The 22,598-nt window shown below is 39.5% G+C and carries 14 protein-coding genes; 2 read left to right on the plus strand and 12 right to left on the minus strand.

Features of this window, described 5'->3' with window-relative positions; genetic code table 11:
* Positions 1–5: 5 nt before the first annotated feature.
* The 7 genes from CD001_RS18070 to CD001_RS18100 form a co-directional block, all read right to left on the minus strand.
* A complete protein-coding gene (locus tag CD001_RS18070; protein WP_096189003.1) occupies positions 6–3,143 on the minus strand; it encodes an alpha-mannosidase in 3,138 nt (1,045 codons plus the stop codon).
* 2 nt (positions 3,144–3,145) lie between these two features.
* On the minus strand, positions 3,146–4,471 hold the full coding sequence (locus CD001_RS18075; protein WP_096189004.1) for a glycoside hydrolase family 125 protein: 1,326 nt from the start codon (positions 4,469–4,471) through the stop codon (positions 3,146–3,148).
* A gap of 44 nt (positions 4,472–4,515) precedes the next feature.
* Positions 4,516–7,215: an alpha-mannosidase gene (locus tag CD001_RS18080; protein WP_096189005.1), complete on the minus strand. Its 2,700-nt coding sequence runs from the start codon at positions 7,213–7,215 to the stop codon at positions 4,516–4,518.
* Complete coding sequence (locus CD001_RS18085; RefSeq protein ID WP_257009852.1) at positions 7,215–7,889, minus strand: YesL family protein; 675 nt, start codon at positions 7,887–7,889, stop codon at positions 7,215–7,217. Before CD001_RS18085 ends, CD001_RS18080 begins: the two co-directional genes overlap by 1 nt.
* Positions 7,846–8,751, minus strand: a complete 906-nt coding sequence (locus CD001_RS18090; RefSeq protein ID WP_179298810.1) for an ROK family protein — start codon at positions 8,749–8,751, stop codon at positions 7,846–7,848. The genes CD001_RS18085 and CD001_RS18090 overlap by 44 nt, the downstream gene beginning before the upstream one ends.
* A gap of 5 nt (positions 8,752–8,756) precedes the next feature.
* Positions 8,757–10,136 (minus strand): glycoside hydrolase family 1 protein, encoded by a 1,380-nt coding sequence (locus CD001_RS18095; protein ID WP_096189008.1) that lies wholly within the window; start codon positions 10,134–10,136, stop codon positions 8,757–8,759.
* Positions 10,137–10,328: 192 nt separating this feature from the next.
* The gene (locus CD001_RS18100; RefSeq protein WP_096189009.1) at positions 10,329–12,989 is read right to left on the minus strand and encodes an endo-beta-N-acetylglucosaminidase; all 2,661 of its coding nucleotides are present in this window, start codon (positions 12,987–12,989) and stop codon (positions 10,329–10,331) included.
* Positions 12,990–13,489: 500 nt separating this feature from the next.
* Between CD001_RS18100 and CD001_RS18105 the strand changes: the two genes are divergently transcribed.
* Positions 13,490–14,890 (plus strand): NAD-dependent malic enzyme, encoded by a 1,401-nt coding sequence (locus CD001_RS18105; RefSeq protein WP_257009853.1) that lies wholly within the window; start codon positions 13,490–13,492, stop codon positions 14,888–14,890.
* A 132-nt stretch (positions 14,891–15,022) separates the two neighbouring features.
* Here CD001_RS18105 and CD001_RS18110 read toward each other — a convergent pair whose 3' ends face one another.
* The 3 genes from CD001_RS18110 to tkt are packed head-to-tail and all read right to left on the minus strand — an operon-like array spanning position 15,023 to position 18,808.
* On the minus strand, positions 15,023–15,262 hold the full coding sequence (locus CD001_RS18110) for a DUF6171 family protein (RefSeq protein ID WP_096189010.1): 240 nt from the start codon (positions 15,260–15,262) through the stop codon (positions 15,023–15,025).
* Between the two features lie 19 nt (positions 15,263–15,281).
* Positions 15,282–16,769 carry an alpha-N-arabinofuranosidase gene (locus CD001_RS18115; protein WP_096189011.1) on the minus strand — a complete coding sequence of 496 codons (1,488 nt, stop codon included), beginning with the start codon at positions 16,767–16,769 and terminating at the stop codon, positions 15,282–15,284.
* Between the two features lie 38 nt (positions 16,770–16,807).
* Positions 16,808–18,808: a transketolase gene (gene tkt, locus CD001_RS18120; RefSeq protein WP_096189012.1), complete on the minus strand. Its 2,001-nt coding sequence runs from the start codon at positions 18,806–18,808 to the stop codon at positions 16,808–16,810.
* Between the two features lie 370 nt (positions 18,809–19,178).
* Between tkt and CD001_RS18125 the strand changes: the two genes are divergently transcribed.
* Positions 19,179–19,394, plus strand: coding sequence for a hypothetical protein (locus CD001_RS18125; RefSeq protein ID WP_096189013.1), 216 nt, complete (start codon positions 19,179–19,181; stop codon positions 19,392–19,394).
* Between the two features lie 387 nt (positions 19,395–19,781).
* On the opposite strand, the gene CD001_RS18130 is transcribed toward CD001_RS18125, so the two are convergent.
* Positions 19,782–20,900, minus strand: a complete 1,119-nt coding sequence (locus CD001_RS18130; RefSeq protein ID WP_096189014.1) for a GntR family transcriptional regulator — start codon at positions 20,898–20,900, stop codon at positions 19,782–19,784.
* Positions 20,901–21,085: 185 nt separating this feature from the next.
* Entirely contained in the window at positions 21,086–22,573 is a 1,488-nt protein-coding gene (araA, locus tag CD001_RS18135) for an L-arabinose isomerase (RefSeq protein ID WP_096189015.1), read from the minus strand.
* Positions 22,574–22,598 lie beyond the last annotated feature (25 nt).

A 22,598-nucleotide genomic window follows, 5' to 3' on the forward strand; every position in this document is an offset into this window, starting at 1 on the left:
GAATATCAAATTACAATTTCCAGCGTTTTTATTTCATATGGGGTAAAATTCAGTTCTATTATTGTGTCAGTGAATTTCCCCTGTGGAGTCGACGAATACTCCTCCTCCATTAACGTTACTTCACGCCATTGTTTCACTTTATAATAACTATCAAGCTGAATCTGTACCTGAGCTCCTTCTATCTCATGAAGCCTTACTATTAAGTGATTACTGTCTTCTGATTTTTTTACTGCATCAATAAACACTTGGTCACTTGAAATCTTTAAAAGAGACTCTGTAAACGGTGTCTTAACCGTTCCAGGCTTAGCTACAAGATTATTGTTTAAATAAATGGCTTCCCGTTCCACGTCTTGCTTATGAGCAACACCTGAGAAGGGATATAAAGAGTAAGTAAACTGGTGAATCCCTTTATCAGCTTCAGGGTCTGGATGTATCGCACCTTTTAATAAGGAAAGTGCCATGACATTATCTTTAATAGAGTACCCGTACTTGCTGTCATTCATTAAGCTTACACCGTAATTCGGCTCAGCAAGGGCCGCCCATTTATGGCCTACTGTTTCAAACCTCGCCATGTCCCAAGATGTATTCCAATGAGTTGGACGCTTCACATTTCCAAACTGAATGTCGTAGATAGCTTCCGTCGTACGTACTGCAATTGGAAATTCCACTTTTAATAAACTTTGGCGTAAAGACCAATCCACTTCCGTTTCAAAATCAATCCTTCTCGTATGATGATAGCAATGGATATGTTGTTTTACTTCTAAGTCCCCTTGTTTCCAAGTAAAACGAAGTGTTGTTCTTAATGGCCCATTATCTATTATTTTACACTCTTTTAGTTCCTCTATAGTAGAGAATTTTTCATAGTAATATAAATCAATATCCCAAGCATCATGTGCCATAGGCTTATCTTCATATAATTTTAGGTGATTTCCTACTTTTCCAGCCTCAATTAATTCCCGGTTGGAATTCCTATCAAAAATACTAGTAATCTGACCGTTTACATTCCACTGGATCTTGTAATAAGTTGTATCCCATGTACGTGCTTCAAGGGAAACTTCGCTAAGTGCTGAATTCGTCTGTTCCTTTTCCGTTTTCTTTAGACGAATCTCTTGTAAAGAGAAAGGCTTACTCTCTTCAATTAACAGAAGAGATTCTCCATTATCTGTCGCCTGACTTACTAGATTCTTTCCCCCCACTTCAAATCCATGATTCTCGTAGCCATTCGGTACCGTCACAAGAATTGAGCTATTATACTGATGAAGGTGAGCGAAAACTAAGCTATCCTCCGCCTCTTGAACCATTTCTAGTTGTTGGGTCTCAACGATTTCCTTATTCGCTCTAACAACCTCGTTATATTCCACATGGGACTCTTCATACACCTCAGTAATGGAGGATCCAGGAATAATATCGTGGAATTGGTTCAAGAGTAACGTTTTCCAGGCCTTTTCCAAGGCAGCGCTTGGATAGTTTCTCCAACCATTTTCAAGGCTGTTCCACGCGGATAAGATTTCTGTTTTTCTTAGGGCTATTTCTAACTTCCGGTTCATTTCTTTCATTTTTGCTTGGCTTGTATATGTTCCACGGTGATACTCCAAGTATAGCTCACCGTCCCATGTATGAATATACAGATCAGTGCTCATTACATTATCATGCAGTTTCTCAAAGTAATCTCCCACTTTCGTCGAGGTAACCTTTGGCAGACTAGGGATGTCATTATACTGGCGCTTCAACTCCAGCATCTCCCGATTAACTCCACCTCCTCCATCACCATAACCATAGGCTAGAAGCAAATCTTGGTTGATTTCCTTATCACGGTAGTTATTCCAGATCCCCTTTACTGTTTCGGCACTGATGAGACCATTGTATGTATAAAACCAAGATTTCTCCTCTCTTCCCGGTTCTGGTGTTGTAATAAAATGGGTTAATATTTCCGTCCCATCGATCCCACGCCAATAAAAGGTGTCATGGGGCATCCTGTTATACTGATTCCAGCTGATCTTTGTTGTCATAAACGTATCAATTCCAGATTTCTTCAAAATTTGAGGTAACGACCAGCTATAGCCAAACACATCTGGCAGCCAAAGGACTTTATTTATTTTTCCAAACTCCTTCTTAAAGAAATTCTTACCATAGAGCAGCTGGCGGACGAGGGATTCTCCTGATGGAATATTACAATCAGATTCTACCCACATACCGCCTTCTACTTCCCATTGACCTTCCTTCACTTTTTCCTTTATCGCTTCAAACAGCTCCGGCTCTTCTTCCTTGATCCAGTCGTACAATTGCGGCTGGCTTTGTAAATACGTATAATCTGGATACAGCTCCATCAATCGTAATACAGTTGAAAAAGTTCGTTTTGCCTTTTCTTTTGTGTGCTTTGTCCGCCACAGCCAGGCAAGATCAATATGGGAGTGACCGATCGTATGAACTGTAACAACATCGTGTTTTTCGATTTCCCCCATATTTTTGTTGAGTAAGATCAACGCTTGCTCAAGGGAGGAATAGAATTGTTCGCTTCCAGGGTACAACCAATCCACTTCTTTGAAAGCAGTGTCCAGGCTTGCAAGTACAGAAGCATATGCCGGGTCGTTCGTATCTTGTCTCCCGAGAGTATCAACGATGGCTTTGGACTTATAGTACAGTTCATCTACCTTATCATCCAAAAAACCATACCACGCTTCTTTCAAACGGTAAAACTGCTTTTGCGGGTGGCCCCCACCTTCCAAGCCAGACCACATCATAATGTCGAGTTCTACTGTTGTTCCAGCAACATCAGCTGGTAAAATCACTTCTTGGTGATTGGAATCTACTCCTTGGAATGGTTCTTTATTGACATAAAGAAGGGATTCAAACCCAGAGTTATTCCCTCCTCCTGTCCGTCCTAAATCAAGATATGCGACGACCTTTTTCCCTGACCACTCTTTCGGTATCTCCAATGTTCTATTTAGCCAAATATACGTATCCCTTCCACGCCAGCAGTCGTTCGCCTTCATTTTTTTATCTGTGTAGGATTCAGGAAGGATCGTCTCCTTCCCTGCCTCTGGCTCATACAGGTGGAAAAAGTCAATGGTTTTTGAATCACGGTAGCGGTATCGATCCAATTCATTTACACGATTCTGCAGTTTTTCGATCTTATAAAACACGGTTATTCTACCTCCATACCTTTTTGACGTTCTAAAGGACTTCCTGGTACATAGACACCAATTTCGCTTAAAATAAATTCACTGAACATGGAATTAGCCCAGGCAAACCAAGAGCGAGTATAGTTCTCCGGTCTATCCGCATCAAATCCCTCATGCATATAATAAGTAGACCCATGAGTGTTTTTAAATGTATCTATAATACAATCCTTCTCTTCTCTTTCAACGGCAGTCATTCCTTGAATGGCTAAAGCGATATGCCATATATAATGATCTGGGGTATGAGGGCTACCGATTCCAGATGCCTTTTCACCCTCATAATAATAAGGATTATGTCGGCTTAAAATAAACTCTCTCGTATTTAAGTAGGTTTGATCCATCGATGTAGTAAATCCAAGATAAGGGATCGACAGTAAGCTTGGAACATTTGCATCATCCATCAGATTTACATTTCCGTCGCCATCTGTTTCATACGCATAGATTTCCCCAAATACAGGGTGGTCAACTTTTCCATATGTTTCAATGCCTTCTTTTATTTCATGGGAAAGTTCCATAACTTTTTCAGCTAGTTCTGTCTCATCCATTACAGTTAACATCTCTCTTGCGTATTCTAATACTACCACCGCAAACATATTGGCGGGGATTATGTAACCGTACAGACAGGCATCATCACTTGGACGGAATCCAGACCATGTCATCCCCGTTTTAACAGAGTATCCACCCTTGCCATTTCGAAGCAAGGTATCTGAAACGCGGCAATCATCTCGTTCAAACAAATAAGGGGAATTCTCCTCGTGATTCTGTTCCACCTTCCATACCTCATAAATTACTTCCAAAACTTTCATCAAGGTTGGATTTAAAATCGTGTTGTCTCCCGTTGCCTTCCAATACAAATACGTTAATTGAATCGGATAGCATAAGGAATCCACTTCATATTTTCGCTCCCATATCCACGGGCTCATTTCTGTTTTGTCCTGTTGATGTCCCTTATTATCTTCCGTCCGATTAAACGCATTGGCGTAAGGGTCATGAAGGATATACTTCCATTGTCGCTCAATTACTTGCTTGAGTATCGAAGCAATTTCCTGATCCTTAGATGCTACTGTTAAATAGGGACGTACTTGTGCAGAGGAATCCCTTAACCACATTGCTGGGATATCACCAGTAATGACAAATGTCCCCGCTTCGTCTTGCTTTAAAGTAGTTTCATATGTGTTAATAAAGCAATTTTCAAACAGTTTTTGTATTTCTTTGTCGTTTGGGTACATATCCTTTACTTGATCTATGATCCTTTGTAAGGATGCTGGAATTTTCTTTTGTTCTATTGTCATCTCACATTTCCCCTTGCTGTTTTATTTTCAGTAATATTAGTCCATTACTCTTCTATTAATAGCGTTACTATTTCATATGGTTTCACATTAATTTCCGCCGTGCCTTCCCCTACTGAATCCAACTTTTCTTCTAATATTGTAGATCGATAAATATGATTGCCAGCTTCCGCTTTTAGAAAAAGCTGTTTTGATTCACAACCAGGGTTAAACCAGCGGATGATCATTCCTGTTCCTTCAAGGGATGGCTTGCAAGCTGCAATAACTAGTTTTTCTCCTTCCCACTCGAACAGCTCTTTTTCTTTGGGAGCGCTCCCTTGCTTTTGCTTCGTTTGTATGACAGTTGATGCTAATGGATAATGATAGGCAGTTAAGTAAGCTCCAGATGAGAGAATGTCCTTTTGATGAGGAATCAACATAAATTCAGCCTCATTCTCTCCTAGACATTGTGCTTCTGGGGTGTCAAATACTCCCCAGTCTCCCAGTTCGCCAACTGACCTTAATAATGTTACCGAAATCGTGTTACCGTCTTTAATTTCGTATTCATGAAGCCCCTTTGTAGCAACAGTTAACCCTTTTTCCGAATTATTTAAACTCACAAACCGCTGCATATGATGGTCGAAAGATGGGTTTATCCACTGACTTTCAGGATTATTTGGACGCTCCACCAGTTCATAAATGCTATCAGCATAGTGATGGGAGTTCCCCTCACCAATTGGGAATAAAACGCGAACACGATGATCTTTCGCATGATTATTCATGGTAACTTTTAGTTTTAACCCTTTGCCTTCCCTCTCTAGAGTCATAACAGTTTTAATCATTAGTTGTTCCACTTCATCGCTTCTGCCAGCTTTCCGTTCTGGATGCCAAACAAGGTTTTCTCTTTCATCTTTTAAACGTTCGTCAGCCTCCTTCGGAACAAAAAGATAAGATGTTACCTCAATAGAAGCGATATCTCTAGTATTCTCAAGTACTTTTATCGTTATATCGCTGTTCTCAGTTGTAATGATTTTACTATCATCAGAAGCTTTAAACATGTACTCATTACCAATATCTCCGATATCCTCCAAGATACCAAGTGGTTTATACTCCATGCCAGACCCTTTATCTACTAGGGTATAAGAGCCATTGTCATGAAACTGAACAATAATGTTTTCATTCTCAAGTTTATTTTCTTCTTCATTCCAAATAAAAGCTGCCTCTTCTTCCTTATTTCCTTGCTCGGCTGGAACGAGGAAGCATCTTTCATACCCTACCGTATTGGATGAACGGTACAAGAATGTAACTTCCACTTCGCGGGCGTAATAAGGTCTTCTGAATCCATCTTGAGGAAGTTCATATCCAAACTTTACACCTAAATCTTTTATCTTAACCGGGAAAAAGGATTGATCCGCACGTTCCAAATTATATGAAGATAGTCGATCCTTTTTGAGTTGTTCAGGTATTTCTTGAAAAGGCATTTCATCAAAGTATATTTTCTTAACCTCGATCTTTTTCTTGATCACTTCCGTCATCGGTATTCCCGCCGTTTGGAAGATTACTAACGGAATCGCGTCCTCCCTTTCATGGACCGTGTCAATGTCATTGGAAATTTCCCTAGCCTGCTCCTCCACGAACTTTAAAGCTCCCTTTTCCACCTTCTCAAACCTAGTAGTCATTTCACGATGCACAGAGTCAACACTACAACCACAAATGCTGTCATGTGGATGATTCTCCATCAACAGTTTCCAGTAAAACTCTGCGAAGTCCCGATGAAATTGCTTATCGGAAACGAGCAATCCTAATGGCTCCAGCACCCGTTCCAATAACGTTTGACAGCGGTCATTAGCCTGCTTTAAGTAAATTCTTGATGATGCTGTATTCACAAGGGTAGACCATCCATCTGTTTTTTGATTGCGTAATTCTCCCCGTATAGTTTGCAGGTTTTCCGGAAGTTCCTGCTTTACTTCCTCGATATATTGCTGAAAACTGGAATGTTTAAATTCCACCTCTGGAAAAAGTTCATTTGCCACTTTGATCGCATTTGTGACATTTTTCTGTAAAGGTTGGTGGTCACATCCATTCATATAAAGGAGTTTTGAAGTTGAAGCAAATTTTTCCGACTCCTTTAGTTTTTTATCCCAATATTCTTTCGCCTTTTCCCGATCCTCGGGTATCTCATTTCCATTGGAATACCAATTTGCAAATAATATTCCCAGTACAGATGACCCATCTGGAGATTCCCAGTTTAATTCAGAATACGGAGAAGAATAACCATCATGATGAAATACCTGGTTATTAAAACCTGTCGGTGTCACTCCTCTCCCAAATGCGGCCACATCAATTTTTGCCTGTTTTAATAACTGAGGTGCTTGGCCGTAAATTCCAAACGTGTCAGGATAGTAACCAAGATTTCCACTTTGTCCAAATTCCTTGGTTGTTTTCATCCCATATAGAAGGTTTCTCACATTTGCTTCTGAACTTGTTAAAAATGCGTCCTGCAAAATATACCAAGGCCCAATAATTAATCTTCCTTCCAAGATATATTTTTTCACTTCCTCTTCTTTCTCAGGTCGGACTTCAAGATAATCGTCAATCATGATCGTCTGACCATCTAAATGAAAGCTATGAAAGTTAGTGTCTTCCCTAAGTTTTTCTAGCAAGTCATCAATTAATTTTACTAAATAGTACCTGTGTTCTTCTAATGACATATACCATTCCCGGTCCCAATGGGAGTGGGATATAATATGCGCTGTTTTCTTTTGCATTATGACGTCCCTCCAATAATAGATTCCGATTGTTCCTGTAATTCTCGAAAACGATTTAAGGAGACCTTCATCACCCAATAGGATGGCATGACTCCAAGAGTAAACAGGATTAACCCTGGTATTTGATAGATTAAATAGCCTACTAAAGTTAATCCGATTGCAATAAGTAGGTTTTGTTTAAAGCTTAAAAGTGTAAGAATAAATGGTTGTATTAAATAGTTTTTAAATGTTTGGTTAAAATGAACGTAATAAGAAAACAGGTAAAAGAAAGAGAATAAATAAATCAGTGACATAACTATTAGTAACATACTGCTCAACAAGGCAATCATACCGTTAATTTGAGTCACCAGATAAAGGTCAAATGCAAGGAATGCTCCTGTCGCTAAATAAATCCATCCCAACCCATTGACCTTCCAGAAATTTTGTCGATAATAACGGTGGTATTCTCGAAATAAAGGTCGGTCTAGACCTCCCTGAAGCCACTTCCTTGTAATGGCAAACATAGCCACGGTTGCCGGGAACATCCCCAGCACTACAGCACCTAGTAATATATGACTCAACCACAACCAATTCAATTGCATCATTCTCCAAATCCAAAAACTGGCTTCGGTAAAGAAACTTCCTATATGATTAAACAACTTGATCACCTCTTTTGTACTTCTCCATCCAGACATACGCAGCCCCGAATAGCTGTGCTTTATCCAAGTGATGACAGACTGACACTTTTGGTCGAATTTTCGCAAACGGCTTCGCATCAAACAAAATATCTAGATGGGCAGTTAATTTCTCCATAAAACTTGCTTGGCGGGTAATTCCGCCACCGATGATTATTTCTTCCGGATCAATCATGTACTGAATCGCAAAAACTCCAGTGGCCAAAGTTCGAAAAAAGATATTGATTGATTCCTTCGCCTGTTCGTGGTCTCCAGCGTGTTCAAATACAAGTGGTCCTGTCCAATTCTCATAGAAAGGAGCTGTCTGCCTTAGTCTTCTCGTAAGAGCGGAAGATGAGCCGATCTCACTCCAAGTGTGAAATTCCTCATTTGTGGTGTTCGAAAGAGGAACATATCCAAATTCTCCGCCATGTAAATTTGCTCCTTTATGAAGTTGCCTATTTATGACGATGCTCCCTCCAATTCCCGTACCACAAACGATACATGCAAAGGTACTCAACCCTTTTGCCGCCCCGTTCCACATCTCCCCAAGGGCAACACAATTGGCATCATTTTCTATTGTAGTAGGGAGCTGAAAATAATGCTCCACTCTCTCCCGGAAATTCCCCTCATGCAAGAAAGGAACGGCACTGTATCCGTGTACCTCTCCTGATTCTGATGCACTTCCCGGGTGGCTGATAGCGATACCCTGAATCGTTAAACGGTTTCTTTGTTGTTGGAAATAAGCATCTACTATGGAAAGAAATTGTCTAGATGTATCAGGAGTTGGGTGCTCCTGCCTTTCCGTAAGCACCCCTTCCGTTGAAACTAGTCCAAATTTTGTAAACGTACCGCCAATGTCAATTGTCAATAAACAAACCACTATACTCACCACTTTTCGGGAAGTCTATTTTTTACTGCTACTTGTTTAAACCAATAAGCGCTCTTTTTCTTCCTTCGAGTTTGCGTCTTTAAATCGAGCCGTATCAAACCATATCTGTTTTTATATTCATTCAGCCAGGACCAATTATCAATGAAGGTCCATACATGATATCCAAAACAGTTGGAGCCTTCCACCATCCCCTTTTGAAGCCAGCGAAGGTGGTCTTCCATGAAGGTGATACGGTAGTCATCCTGGACTTCCCCTTCCTCGTCTAAAAATGCCTCTTCGCCTTCAACTCCGATGCCATTTTCAGCGACATACCACGGAATATTCCTATAATTATCTCGAATGTTCAAGGAAATCTCATACAACCCTTTCTCATAAATCTCCCAGCCCCGATAAGGGTTTATCTTTGCCTCCGGCCACTGATATGGCTTAAAATACTTATCTAAGCCAACCCCTATTCCTTTATCCCCCGCCTGTACTCTCCTTGGCTGGTAATAATTCACTCCCAAAAAGTCAATGGTATTGTCCTTAATCAAATCTAATTCCGTGTTTTTGTAGGGAACATCGATTGCTTCCAGCTCTAAAAACTCCGCCATTTCCAATGGATACCGGCCTAACACCACCGGATCCAGGAAGCTTCGATTAAAGAGAAGGTCGGCCCACTTCGCAGCTTCCTTGTCCTCGGGAAAGTCACTCCTCGGATAACTTGGTGTTAAATTTAAAATGATTCCTATCTCACCACAATGGCCTGACTCCCGAAAAACACTTATTGCCTTCACATGGGCTAGCAAGGTGAAATATGCCGCATGAGCTGCCCGCTTCAAATCATAAACACCAGGGAGATGCTTATCATTTAAGTAACCCATCTCAACCGGTACAATTGGTTCATTAAATGTTGTCCATGTATTAACGAGGTCCCCGAAAGTTTCGAATGCTATTTTCGCGTAATGTGTAAATTCCTCTACTGTTTCCCGATTTTCCCAGCCACCTTTCAAATGAAGGCGATACGGCATGTCAAAGTGGTATAAATTAACGATAGACTTGACCCCGTGATCTCTTAATCTACTAAATACCTCTCGGTAAAAAGTAACCGCTTCTGGATTGATTGTCGTACCATCCGGTAGTAATCTCGCCCACGAGATTGACGTACGAAATGAATTGAAACCGATTTCATTCATCGATAAGATATCTTCTTTATATTGGTTGTAAAAGTTTGAAGTCGTTTCTGGACCAATCTGTTGGTAGAACTTTCCAGGATCCGCCTCAAACCAGTAATCCCAAACTGTTTTCCCTTTTCCATGCTTACTTCCTGCACCTTCTAATTGTGGCCCCGATGCAGCTGCACCCCACAAAAAGCCCTCTGGGAATCTATTGTTCACATCATTACCCCCTTTTCGTTAGGAAATCGCTTACATATCCATACACTCATCATATAAAGAAAAAAAAGGACTTTGAATATATTTCATCTAAGTCCTTTAATAAACACAGAAAAACTTTAATATTGACATTAAATTTTTTTCTGAAACTTATATTATTTGTTTACTTTTTATTAAACAATTTTAAGATCTTAACTAAAAACCATATGTTTCAAATTCATATATTCTTGCCGCCTGGTCCCCACCTTGTGTCGGTTGATGAACCGTCAAACGGACATACCTTGCTTCCGTTAATGGAATCGAATGTTCACTCCCCCCTAAAGTATTGTTAGTTACTGATACTGTATCTTCCCAAACCTCTCCATCCATACTCGTTTCAATAGTAAATGCTCTAGTATTAAATGCTGCAGGTTCCCCTCCGGCTTCAGCATGTTTAATTACAAATTGTGATATCCGATAGACATCACCGAGATCCACCATGATCCAGTGGTCCAGCCCTATTGCACACCATTTGCTGTTGTCCGATACTTTTCCATCTACTGCATAACTTGGACCCTCACTTGGAGTACATTGTCCACTTGCTGTGGCCTCCTTATTCAAAGCAAGATTTCTAATTTCACTGGCATCTTCTGAAATAGTAATAAAGTCTTCTCTTAATATTATATCTTCTCCTTGACTATTACTTGCAATTAATTGAACACTGTATGTCCCTTCCTCTTCATAGACGACCGTTGGATTCAGTTCCTTACTTATGGAAGGTGTTGCTCCTTCAAAGAACCACTCTACATCCTCTGTAGCTTCTGAGGAATGGTTAAAGAACTGTATTTCATCGCCTGGTGCAGCAAAAGTTTGATTCACCGCAAAATCTGCCTTTGGTTTTGGGTATGGCGGCCATTCATATGACTTGGTTACTCCTGCACCTCTAATGAAATCCTTGCTAACAGCGACTACTTCAATGACAGTGGAATTTTCATATCCGTCTCTTCTTAAGTCCGGTACAAATAACACATTATTAGGTGTTGCCCCTAGAAACTCTTTGTCACCATTCTCAGAGTAACGGTAAACTTCATAATGACGTGAGTCTCCGGTACCTTCCCAAGACAAGGAAATGTCTGCATATAAACCTTCAGTAAACGTTGTACCTATATCAAGATTTTCTGGAGTTGCAGGGACCACCTTATCTTGATTTTTACTAGTAACCTTCAATTCCCCAACATTTAGGTGATAGTTATGAATTACTTCGTCGCTATCGAAAAATAAGGATATGGCTGCAATCGTTTCCCCATCATATTTTTTCAACTTAATCCGTTCTGTTACCCAATCATTATGACTTTGCCTACGAAGATTGAAGAATTCAAACTCATCCTCGTCTCCCTCAAAGCTTACCCCTACTTTCATATTCGGTTTCTTCGTTGATGCTTTATAAGTTATAAAAATCTCAGTATCTCTATCAACTTCTAAATTCGTTTTATATAATTTAATATGAGTTGCATTTTCTGGTGATAACTCTCCATACACCTTTAAGGAACTTCCCCCGAAATAGGCTTCTTCCCAATCAAAATCGACAGAAAGTGCTTCACCATCACTCTCCCGAATCCAACGCCATGTAGGAAGTACATCCTGTAAGCTTCGATTACTCCACGAGTGTTCTGATTTCACATCCCCTTCTACGGAAAAGAATTGACCACTCCCTGTATTAAAGTGTGTCACAAACGGCTTTTCGTTGATAACCGTCGTTTCAGTGAAATAATGGGCCATCCCTTTCCAACTGTCTGGATTGTGCTCTGTTTTCGTAGGATCCCCAGATTGTCCTACCCAAAACTCCTGTTCCTTTGCATAAAATTCTTGCATATTATCTGCTTCTTTAAATGCCCAGTCTGGTCTATAGATTCCTAAAGACGTATAGGCTGACCCACCTTCTGGAAACAAGTTAGCCCAGTTTACATACGTATCCGTACCATTAGCCTCTACATCAATACCTGAGTACAGGTCATATGGACTTCTTCCCAGTTCCAATGCCTTATCATGAGAGCTCTTTTGACTATTATTCCACCACCAGAAATTCAGGAACATACTATCAGTAACTCTAGTGTCTGCCTCTTGTAAAAACATTTTGTTATTGTCGTTTAAATAGTTTTGCCAACGAATTTCTCCAGAGGAAATCATCGAGTCATACCACATAATATGCATATCCTCTGGCTTATTATTTTGTAAATAAATGAGAAACTCTTGCATCTTCAATGCTGTCTCCAAAGTTCCTCCCTCAGTTTCCTGATTGATAAACCATCCATCAAATCCGTAGTACTCCGCTACTTCCAACAATTTGTCTGCAGCTGGGAATGACCCATCCACCCGTTTAGCCAACATTTGGTCTACCCATTCCTCTTGACCACCGTATACTTGTGGCGGGAAAAAGACGTTTCCCAAAATTGGCACACCATTTCGATGAGAGGCATCAATAACATCCGCACTCGGTGGAGTAATAATTCCCTCCCCTGCAGAACCTGCCCAATAGACCATTAAATCAACATAATGCCAGTAACTGAACGTATTGGCAAAGAAATCATTATTTCCTTGCGAAGGAACTCCACTCGTATTGGAATTCAGTGCAGACAGGGCTACTAACTTTGCATCTGTTTGCTGTGTTTCATTAACTGGAAATAACACTTCCCTCTCAGCCAGCGGGACTGTACTACGGTTGTATTTTGCGTGGGGATCTGTCTCCGGGCTCCAATCCAATAACTGATCAGGGTACCAGTAAGATGATTCTGGTTGACTAGCTAATGTGGCTCCTGGAAGTAAGAAAAAAGACAAAACAATTAGTGAAGTTAATAAAAAATAATCTCTCTGTCTCATAAAATCCCTCCTAGATTAGGTTAAAGAATAAGTTTGTCATAGCTGGTCTCCCAGCTATTATCCACCCCCTTAGGAAAACATAAAAACGCTTACATTAAAGCGCACTCCAAAACGATAAAGCTCTTCATACTAATAATTATCAGAATAAAAGTACAAGTCAATTCTTTAAAGATATTGATATGATTTTTACATTAAATCTATATTATTTACATTTAAATCAGTTGGTTGTAAGTGCTTTGTCAGAGGTGGTACATTTTTCTATAAAGGGGACCAACCAGAAGTAATTCAAGTGCATTCACTATAATTACTTATATAACACTATCTATCATTGATTTTTAACATTATTACATGCACCCACTTTGAGTGCATGCACTTCAAGTTAAACCTCGCTCATAGGTAACCGAAAAAAACACGGTCACCATTTATAAAATCAAATTGTTTAAGAGATACTACCTTTGACTTTTTATTTTTTAAATTTTGTTAAAAAAGGATTGAGTGGAATGGTACGTACGAATATGACGATCATTTTAAGGTTGGAAATACATAAAAAGAAAATTTCATTTGGTGAGATTGCTACCGTTATTAGTAGATCTGGTGGGGATATGGTTGCGATTGATGTGATAAAAGAAAGTCCAGAAATGACAGTTCGTGACATTAGTATAAATATCATAAGTGAAGAAAAACAACAATCGATTATTGAATCAATCCATCAATTACCTGGAGTTAGTATCAGGCATGTATCAGATCGAACATTCTTACTTCATTTAGGCGGAAAAATTGAAGTAAGATCAAAAAATACGATTGATAATCGAGAAGAACTATCTCATGTTTATACACCCGAAGTCGCTAGAATATGTATGGCAATTGATGAAGAACCTTCACTTGCATACAATTTAACGATAAAGAAAAATGCAGTAGCTGTTATATCAAATGCAACAGCGGTCTTAGGATTAGGTAAAATTAAACCAGAGGCAGCGATGCCGGTGATGGAAGGAAAAGCGATGTTATTTAAACAACTAGCTGGTATTGACGCATATCCTCTTTGTCTTGAATCCAAAAATACGGAGGAAATCATTCAGATTATTAAAGCACTCAGTCCTTCTTTTGGTGGAATCAACCTAGAGGATATTGCATCTCCTCAATGTTTTGATATTGAAGAACGATTAAAGAAAGAAATCGATATCCCTGTGTTTCATGATGACCAGCATGGAACAGCCATCGTTACACTCGCAGGACTATTAAATGCTCTTAAAGTAACAAACAAAGAATTAAAAGATTGTAAAATTATCGTTTGCGGTATTGGTGCTGCAGGAATCGCAATCACAAAAATGCTCCTGACAGCTGGAGCAAAAAACGTGATTGGAGTTGATCGCAATGGGGCTTTATCACGTGACGAGAACTATGAGAACGAAGCCTGGAATTGGTATGCCAATAACACGAACCCTCATAATGAAAAAGGGGCATTGCCTTCTGTTATGGACGGAGCAGATGTATTTATTGGCGTATCTGCCCCGAATGTTCTTAACGTAGAAGACGTTAAAAGAATGGCCGCTCAGCCAATCGTTTTTGCTCTTGCTAATCCAAACCCTGAAATTGACCCTGAACTCGCAAAACCGTATGTCAAAGTCATGGCGACTGGCAGATCAGATTACCCAAACCAAGTAAATAATGTTTTATGTTTCCCTGGTATTTTTCGAGGTGCTCTTGACTGCAGAGCTTCAGATATTAATGAAGAGATGAAACTCGCAGCTGCAAAAGCAATCGCCTCTACAATCAATGAAAATGAATTAAATGAAGATTACATTATCCCAGGTGTATTTAACGACCAAGTAGTTCCAAACATTCGAGAAGCCGTCATGAAATCCGGATATGCAACAAAAGCAGCTAAAAAGAAAGAATAGCGTGTAGTTTATTTGTTTTGATTTATCATAATTGAAGATTAAAATTCCAACCTATCTATATTAGAAGGTGTTTGACACAAAAAACCTGCCTCACGCAGTAAGTCATCACTACGATGAGACAGGAATATTTTATCACCATTTAGGAGCTGCCGGGTATGGGCAGCTTTTTTCTTTAAAGAGTGCTCGATATGAGACGATTTCACCAGAATGCTGACAAGTCGTTCCGTATTGTAACGATGGACACTCCATACAGATGGCGAGTCGTTGTTCGTATGTGTCATCACTAACAGACTTTTCCTTATCAATAAGTAAGCTGTCCATATCGACATTTACATGTATTCCACAGCTTTTACATTCGTTCGTTCTACTCATTTATTGATCCTTGCTTTCATTATCCAATTGTTACGATCGCAACAGACATCGCTGGTAACGTTACTGTCAATACATTGTTTTCGACCGTAACACTTTCTAAATGTACAGGTTTTACGTTTTCTGGCTCATCGAACGTATTATGTGCATTCGTTTCACCGGCAGTTAATAATCTTCCGGAAACTTTACCAACTTGATCAGCTAAACCACGAAGCTCAACCGTAATAGTAGACTCTTCTTTATGGTTTAAGTTACATAAACTTATGTGAATATTACCATCCTTATCTTTTGAAGCAGAAGTGCTGACTGAAGGTAATTGTTCACCATTTAATTCATATGTATCACTCTTGATATCCATGTCTAGATTTTCTGCGTCCTGGTGCACTTTAAACATCTCGAATACGTGATACGTCGGAGTAAGAATCATCTTCTCACCTTCAGTTAAGATCATCGCTTGAAGGACGTTAATCGTTTGAGCAATGTTTGCCATTTGAACACGATCACAATGATCATGGAAAATGTGAAAGTGTAACGCTGCAACGAGTGCATCGCGAATCGTGTTTTGTTGATAGAGGAATCCAGGGTTTGTTCCAGGTTCCACGTCAAACCACGTTCCCCATTCATCAATAATCATGCCAATTCGCTTCTCAGGGTCATATTTATCCATGATCGTGGAATGTTTCGTAATTAATTCATCAATATGAAGAGCTTTCTTCAGTGTAATGAACCATTCTTCCTCTCTCGGATCTAAAGCAGAACCTTTCCCTTTCCAGAAATCACCAGGTATCGTATAGTAATGGAGACTTAAACCATCCATTAACCAGTGAGCTTCTCGCATAAGCACTTCTGTCCAACGATAGTCATCAACATTTGCACCACCAGCAATTTTGTAAATTTTATTATCCCCGTAATTTCTTACATACGTCTGATAACGGCGATACAAGTCGGCATAATATTCTGGACGCATATTTCCTCCGCATCCCCAATTTTCATTTCCGACACCAAAATACGTTAATGCCCATGGCTTTTCTCTTCCATTTTCCTTTCGCCAGTTCGCCATGGGAGATTCTCCATCAAATGTCATATACTCGACCCATTCAGACATTTCTTGAACCGTTCCGCTGCCTACGTTCCCGCAGATGTACGGTTCCGTTTCCAGCATCTCACAAAGCATCATAAATTCATGAGTTCCAAAATGGTTATTTTCGACAACGCCGCCCCAGTGCGTATTCACCATTCTTTTTCTATTTTCGCGCGGACCTACACCGTCCTTCCAGTGATATTCATCCGCAAAACATCCACCTGGCCAACGTAATACAGGAATATTAATATTTTTCAGTGCTTCAACCGTATCATTACGGATCCCGTTTGTGTTAGGGATCGGTGAATCTTCCCCAACCCAGAATCCTTCATAAATACATCTTCCTAAATGCTCAGAGAAGTGACCATATATATTTTTGTTAATTTTCCCTTTTTCAATATCTGTATTAACAACGACTTTATTTGTCATAACATTCCCTCCTAGTTTTGTAGCTTTACATGACCGATTTACTTAACAGATTCTAATAATCTTTCAATATGACTGACTACATTTTCAGCATGAAAACCATATTTTCGAACGACAACATTTCCTTTTCCAGACGCACCGAATGTGTTCATTCCGATAATAGAACCGTGCTCTCCTACATAGCGCTCCCAGCCAAGTGGTGAGGCCATTTCAATAGCTACTCTCACTTTCTTTGAATCTGGTAAAATAGATTCTTTATACTCGTCTGATTGTTGTTCAAATAATTCCCAGCTCGGCATACTTACGATTCTTACTCCTATGCCTTGTCTTTCTAATTGTTCTTTTGCCTCCACAGCAAGACTCACTTCTGAACCTGTCGCGATTACTATCACATCTGCCCCTTTTTCAGATTCCGATAAAACGTAAGCCCCTTTCTTAATGCCTTCTCTTGCGAGGTCTTCTGTCCCTTGTAAAACTGGTAACGCTTGGCGAGTTAATACCATTGCTACAGGTCCTTCCTTTTGATCGAAGGCATATCGATACGCTTCAGTCGTTTCGTTTGCATCAGCTGGACGGATCACGGTTAAACCAGGAATCACACGCAAGGCTGGAAGCTGTTCAACTGGTTCATGTGTTGGTCCATCTTCACCTACAGCAATACTGTCATGTGTGAAAACGTAGATGACAGGCTGGTTCATCATGGAAGCTAACCGAATAGACGGGCGAAGATAATCAGAAAATACGAGGAATGTCCCACCATATGGCCTTATTCCCCCATGAAGAGCGAGTCCATTTAACGCAGCTCCCATTGCATGCTCACGTACTCCAAACCATACGTTTTTTCCAGCATAATCATCTTTATGAAAAATCGAATAATCCTTTAAAGTTGTATTATTTGATCCTGCTAAATCTGCAGATCCTCCGAATACAGCTGGTACACTTCGAGCAATCGCATTCAATGCCTCACCTGATGACTGCCTTGTTGCAACATTTGAAGAGTCTGTAAAATACACCGGTAAATCTCGATCCCAACCCGAAGGAAGTTCATGGTTTATCGCTTGCTCAAATTGGTGTGCAAGCTCTGGATATTCCTTTTTGTAAGCGTCAAAACGTTTATTCCACTCCCCCTCAATGGTCGTTCCTTTTTCCTTTACACAGTAAAAATGGTTTATCACTTCTTCTGGAATTTCGAACGGTTCATGCTTCCAGCCATAACTGTGTTTAGTTAAGCGCGCTTCTTCGCTCCCTAGCGGAGATCCATGTGAGGACGATGAACCAGACTTGTTCGGACTTCCATGACCAATCGTCGTTTTTATTTCTATTAAAGTCGGTCTACTTAACTCCGACTTGCCTTTTTTAATTGCTTCACCAATCTCCTTAATATTCGTGCCATCTTCAACTTTTACATATTGCCATCCATACGATATAAACCTTTGTTCAACGTTTTCAGAAAAGGATAGATGAAGGTCACCATCTAATGAAATATCGTTAGAGTCATAAAGAACGATTAATTTTCCTAGACCCATATGTCCCGCCATTGATGCAGCTTCTGACGATACTCCTTCCATTAAGTCACCATCGCCACATATTGCATATGTAAAGTGGTCGATAAGGTTAAAGCCTTTTTGATTATAGGTGGCTGCTAAATGAGCTTCAGCCATTGCCATCCCGACAGCCGATGAAATCCCTTGACCGAGTGGTCCTGTCGTTGCTTCTACTCCTACTGTATGCCCATATTCCGGATGTCCCGGCGTTTTACTTCCTAGTTGACGAAAGTTCTTTAATTCTTCTATCGGTAAATCATAATGAGTTAAATGAAGGAGACTGTAAAGCAATGCCGATCCATGGCCAGCTGATAATACAAAGCGATCCCTGTCAAAGAAGTGTGGATTTGCTGGATTATGTTTCAGATGATTGACCCAAAGCTCATATGCCATAGGAGCAGCACCCATCGGCATACCAGGGTGACCTGAATTTGCTTTTTCAACCATGTCAATCGCTAACGTTCGGATACTATTAATTGCCGTTTGCTCAATACTCATCTACCATTCCCCTTATTAGTAGTTTATCAACGAACACGAATTACGTATTTCCAAAAGCTGCACAAATTGTATGTACATATTACATATAAAAAAATAAAAATACCTCTACTTGTACGTACATTTATTATTGTATACTTTGTCTTTATGTTTGACAAGATCTTTCACAAAATTCTAAAAAGAAAATCGCAAGTCATTTTATTGAAAACTAATTTGTATCGAATTCTCTGAATATATGGTTAATTTCTCTTTAAAATGCATGATAGAGATTGTTAATTTTTGTACTTAATCTGACAAAGGGGGTTATCGAAAGAAATGAAACCTAGTTTTAATAAAAACGTAAAGTTAGTATATAAGTATTGGAGGGTGAAAGATGGATTGGTTTATCCGACTTATTTTAATATTGCTTTTCTTGCCTTTTATATTTTACTTCATGGCATTAGGGAAGAATGTACGAGAAACAGAAAAAAAACATAACCGAGATATGACATATGAATTAAATCCGTTTACTGGAACAAAGATGCCTGTAGAAAGCCATGACGAGGGTAGAAAAAATAGTAGTCGGTGTGGAAAAAGTCTGGGAAAATAGCTTTTCTCTTTTTCTCACGTAATATCACCATACGTCCGCGACTCAAAACTTCGTCGCCTTGATCTACTTTGCTCAGTTGTCCTCCATTTTGAACACTCACTAATAATAATGGTCATAATGAACTAAACTCCTCTACGGTTGGCTCATTGTTGATCATTGAAAAGCGAAGGTGACGAAGCCTAAGGGAACAGCGCGAGCCGAAAATCCCGCAGGAAGCGAAGAGTGAGCTACCGAGGAAGTTTCGGCCATGCCCGCGGCAAGCATTCACCGAAAGCGACGCCACAAGAACAACAAATTAAAAACTGAAAAACGCTTGGCTACTATTTAAACCAAGCGTTTTTTGACAGGGTATCTGAAGTATCGAAACTCCTTATTATAAATCGTCCATCAAGACTTTTCATTACGTTTTGCCGTGGACTGGCGGACAATTAATTTCGGTTGATATACGACCGACTCTACTTTCTTACTCTCTTTATTATTCGATACTTTTTGATTTTCAACTAAATCTACAATCATTTTAGCTGCTCTTTCTCCCATCTCCATTTTAGGATGTGAAACCGTCGTAAATTTGATTTCTGAAGCTTGAGCTAAAAAGGAGTCATCAAAACCTACAAAAGACAAATTTTTCGGTACAGATATTTTATATTGCCTTAAAATATCTAGAAGCATTAGGGCTAGTTCATCGTTATAACAAACTAATGCAGTTGGAACATCTGTTTGTGAATGTAATAACTTCTTTAATTCTTCTACCGGCTTCGTAAATTTTTCTTCAGAGGAATAGTTAATAATATTTTTTGGATTAATCGGAATTTGATTATGCCGGTGTGCTTTTATATAGCCTTTCATTCGTTTGACCCCTTGTAGATCATCTGTTTTAAAAAATCCAGCAATGTTCGTATGACCATTTTGAATTAAATGTTCCGTTTGAAGGTAGCCACCTTTTTCATCGTCTACAATGAGACAAAGTGGCTCTAATTCATCATAAAAGGCATTGATCATAATATAAGGGATATTTAAACGTTCTAAATTAAAGTAGTAATTGATATTAGGGTTTGAGAAGGCACTTTTAGTTGGCTCAATAATAATCCCATCAACATTTTGAGTCAAAATATTTTCTAAAATACGTTTCTCAGTAGCTAAATCATTGTTTGTGCTGTATAGGCTAACTTGGTAACCCATCTCACTTAAATAAGACTCTGCACCGCGAATGATAGACGGAAAAATATAATCGGAAATATACGTTGTAATAATCGCAATGTTTTTTTTATTCGACTGTTTTATTTCATTCGCATCGGAACGATCTGCACAAAATGTCCCTGCCCCTTGTTCACGATACAGCCAGCCTTCATTTACTAGCTCGCCAATTGCTGTTCTGATCGTATGACGACTAACATCAAATTCCTTCATCATTTCATTTTCTGAACTTATTTTTTGATGAGCTACATAACTCCCATCTAAAATCCGTGATTTAATCACTTGCTTCACTTTGCTGTATTTTGTTTGCATGTTCTATACCCCAATTCACTATTAGCTCATATCTACTTAATGTGTATAGATTAACACATTTAACGAGTATTTAAAAAATGCTTGTTTTTCCATTTTTTAAAAGAGAATTTACTTTCGAATTTATAAAATACGGAGCTTTCATGAAATCAAAGCTCCGTATTAATTATTAATTTTATCATTCTATTTTAAAACCTTCGGGCAATATCATTCCACTTTAATTCATTTTGGAATTGCATGACATTTGTAGATTCATTAATAAAAACACATTCAATATCTGTCATTGTTGCCCAATCATATAGTTGCTCAGGTGTTACTTCAAATGAGAACACAGTATGGTGCGCCCCGCCTGCGTGAATCCATGCCTCAGCTGACTCACTAAGAGATGGTTGCGGCTTCCAAAGAATTTGTGCAACTGGCAGTTTCGGCATTTCCTTCACAGGTTTTACTGCTTCTACTTCATTCACGACAAGCCGGAAACGGTGTCCTAGATCAATAATCGATGCGTTTAAAGCACGACCTTCAGCCCCATTAAATACCATACGTGCTGGGTCCTCTTTACCACCAATCCCTAAAGGATGAACTTCAATTTGCGGCTTCGTTGCAGCAATAGTAGGACAAACTTCAAGCATATGTGACCCTAATACGAGCTCGTTTCCTTTTTCCAAGTGGTACGTATAATCTTCCATAAAGGACGTTCCTTTACCATCTGCAATAATCTTCATCATACGAGTTAAGGCTGCCGTTTTCCAATCGCCTTCTCCACCAAACCCATATCCTTGAGCCATTAATCGTTGTACAGCAAGACCAGGTAATTGCTTCATACCGTGTAGATCTTCAAAGTTTGTCGTGAAGGCTGTAAAACCGCCTTCTTCTAAAAAGGACTTCATTCCTAATTCAATACGAGCTTGGTATAAAATTGAGTCACGATAAGCTTCTGAAGTCTCTGCTTCACGGTTTATATCGTATAATTCTTTATATTCTTTATAGAGTGCTTGAACATCCTCTTCAGAAATTTCATTCATTCGTTGGACAAGATCACCAATACCAAAAGCAGTTGTCGTCCAACCGAATTTTATTTGCGCTTCTACTTTATCTCCTTCTGTAACGGCTACATTACGCATATTGTCACCGAAGCGAGCTACCTTCAAGTTTAGACCATCCGTTACAGCTATTGCCGTTCTCATCCAATTTACTAAACGCTCCCTCACTTCTTCATTTTCCCAATGACCAACAACAACTTTACGAGCAATGTTCATACGAGCACCGATAAACCCATATTCACGATCACCGTGTGCAGATTGATTCGTATTCATGAAGTCCATGTCTATATGATCCCATGGGATTTCACGATTAAATTGCGTATGTAAATGTAGCAGCGGCTTATTTAATTGTGAAAGCCCTGCGATCCACATTTTTGCTGGTGAAAATGTGTGCATCCAAGTGATAAGCCCAGCACAATTTTCATCTGTATTCGCATCAATACATAGTTTATGAATACTATCTGCAGTCGTTAGTACTGGCTTTAGGACGATTTCATATGGAAGGTTTTCGTCACTGTTTAACCGTGCGACAATTTGACGAGAGTGCTCTTGTACTTCTTCAATCGTTTCTGGACCGTACAAGTGTTGACTTCCTGTTACAAACCAAAATTCGTATTTCTTTATTTTCAACATGTTCCTACTCCTCCTCCTTAAAACT

The organism is Evansella halocellulosilytica (assembly GCF_002335745.1).
Taxonomy (GTDB): domain Bacteria; phylum Bacillota; class Bacilli; order Bacillales; family Salisediminibacteriaceae; genus Bacillus_CA; species Bacillus_CA halocellulosilytica.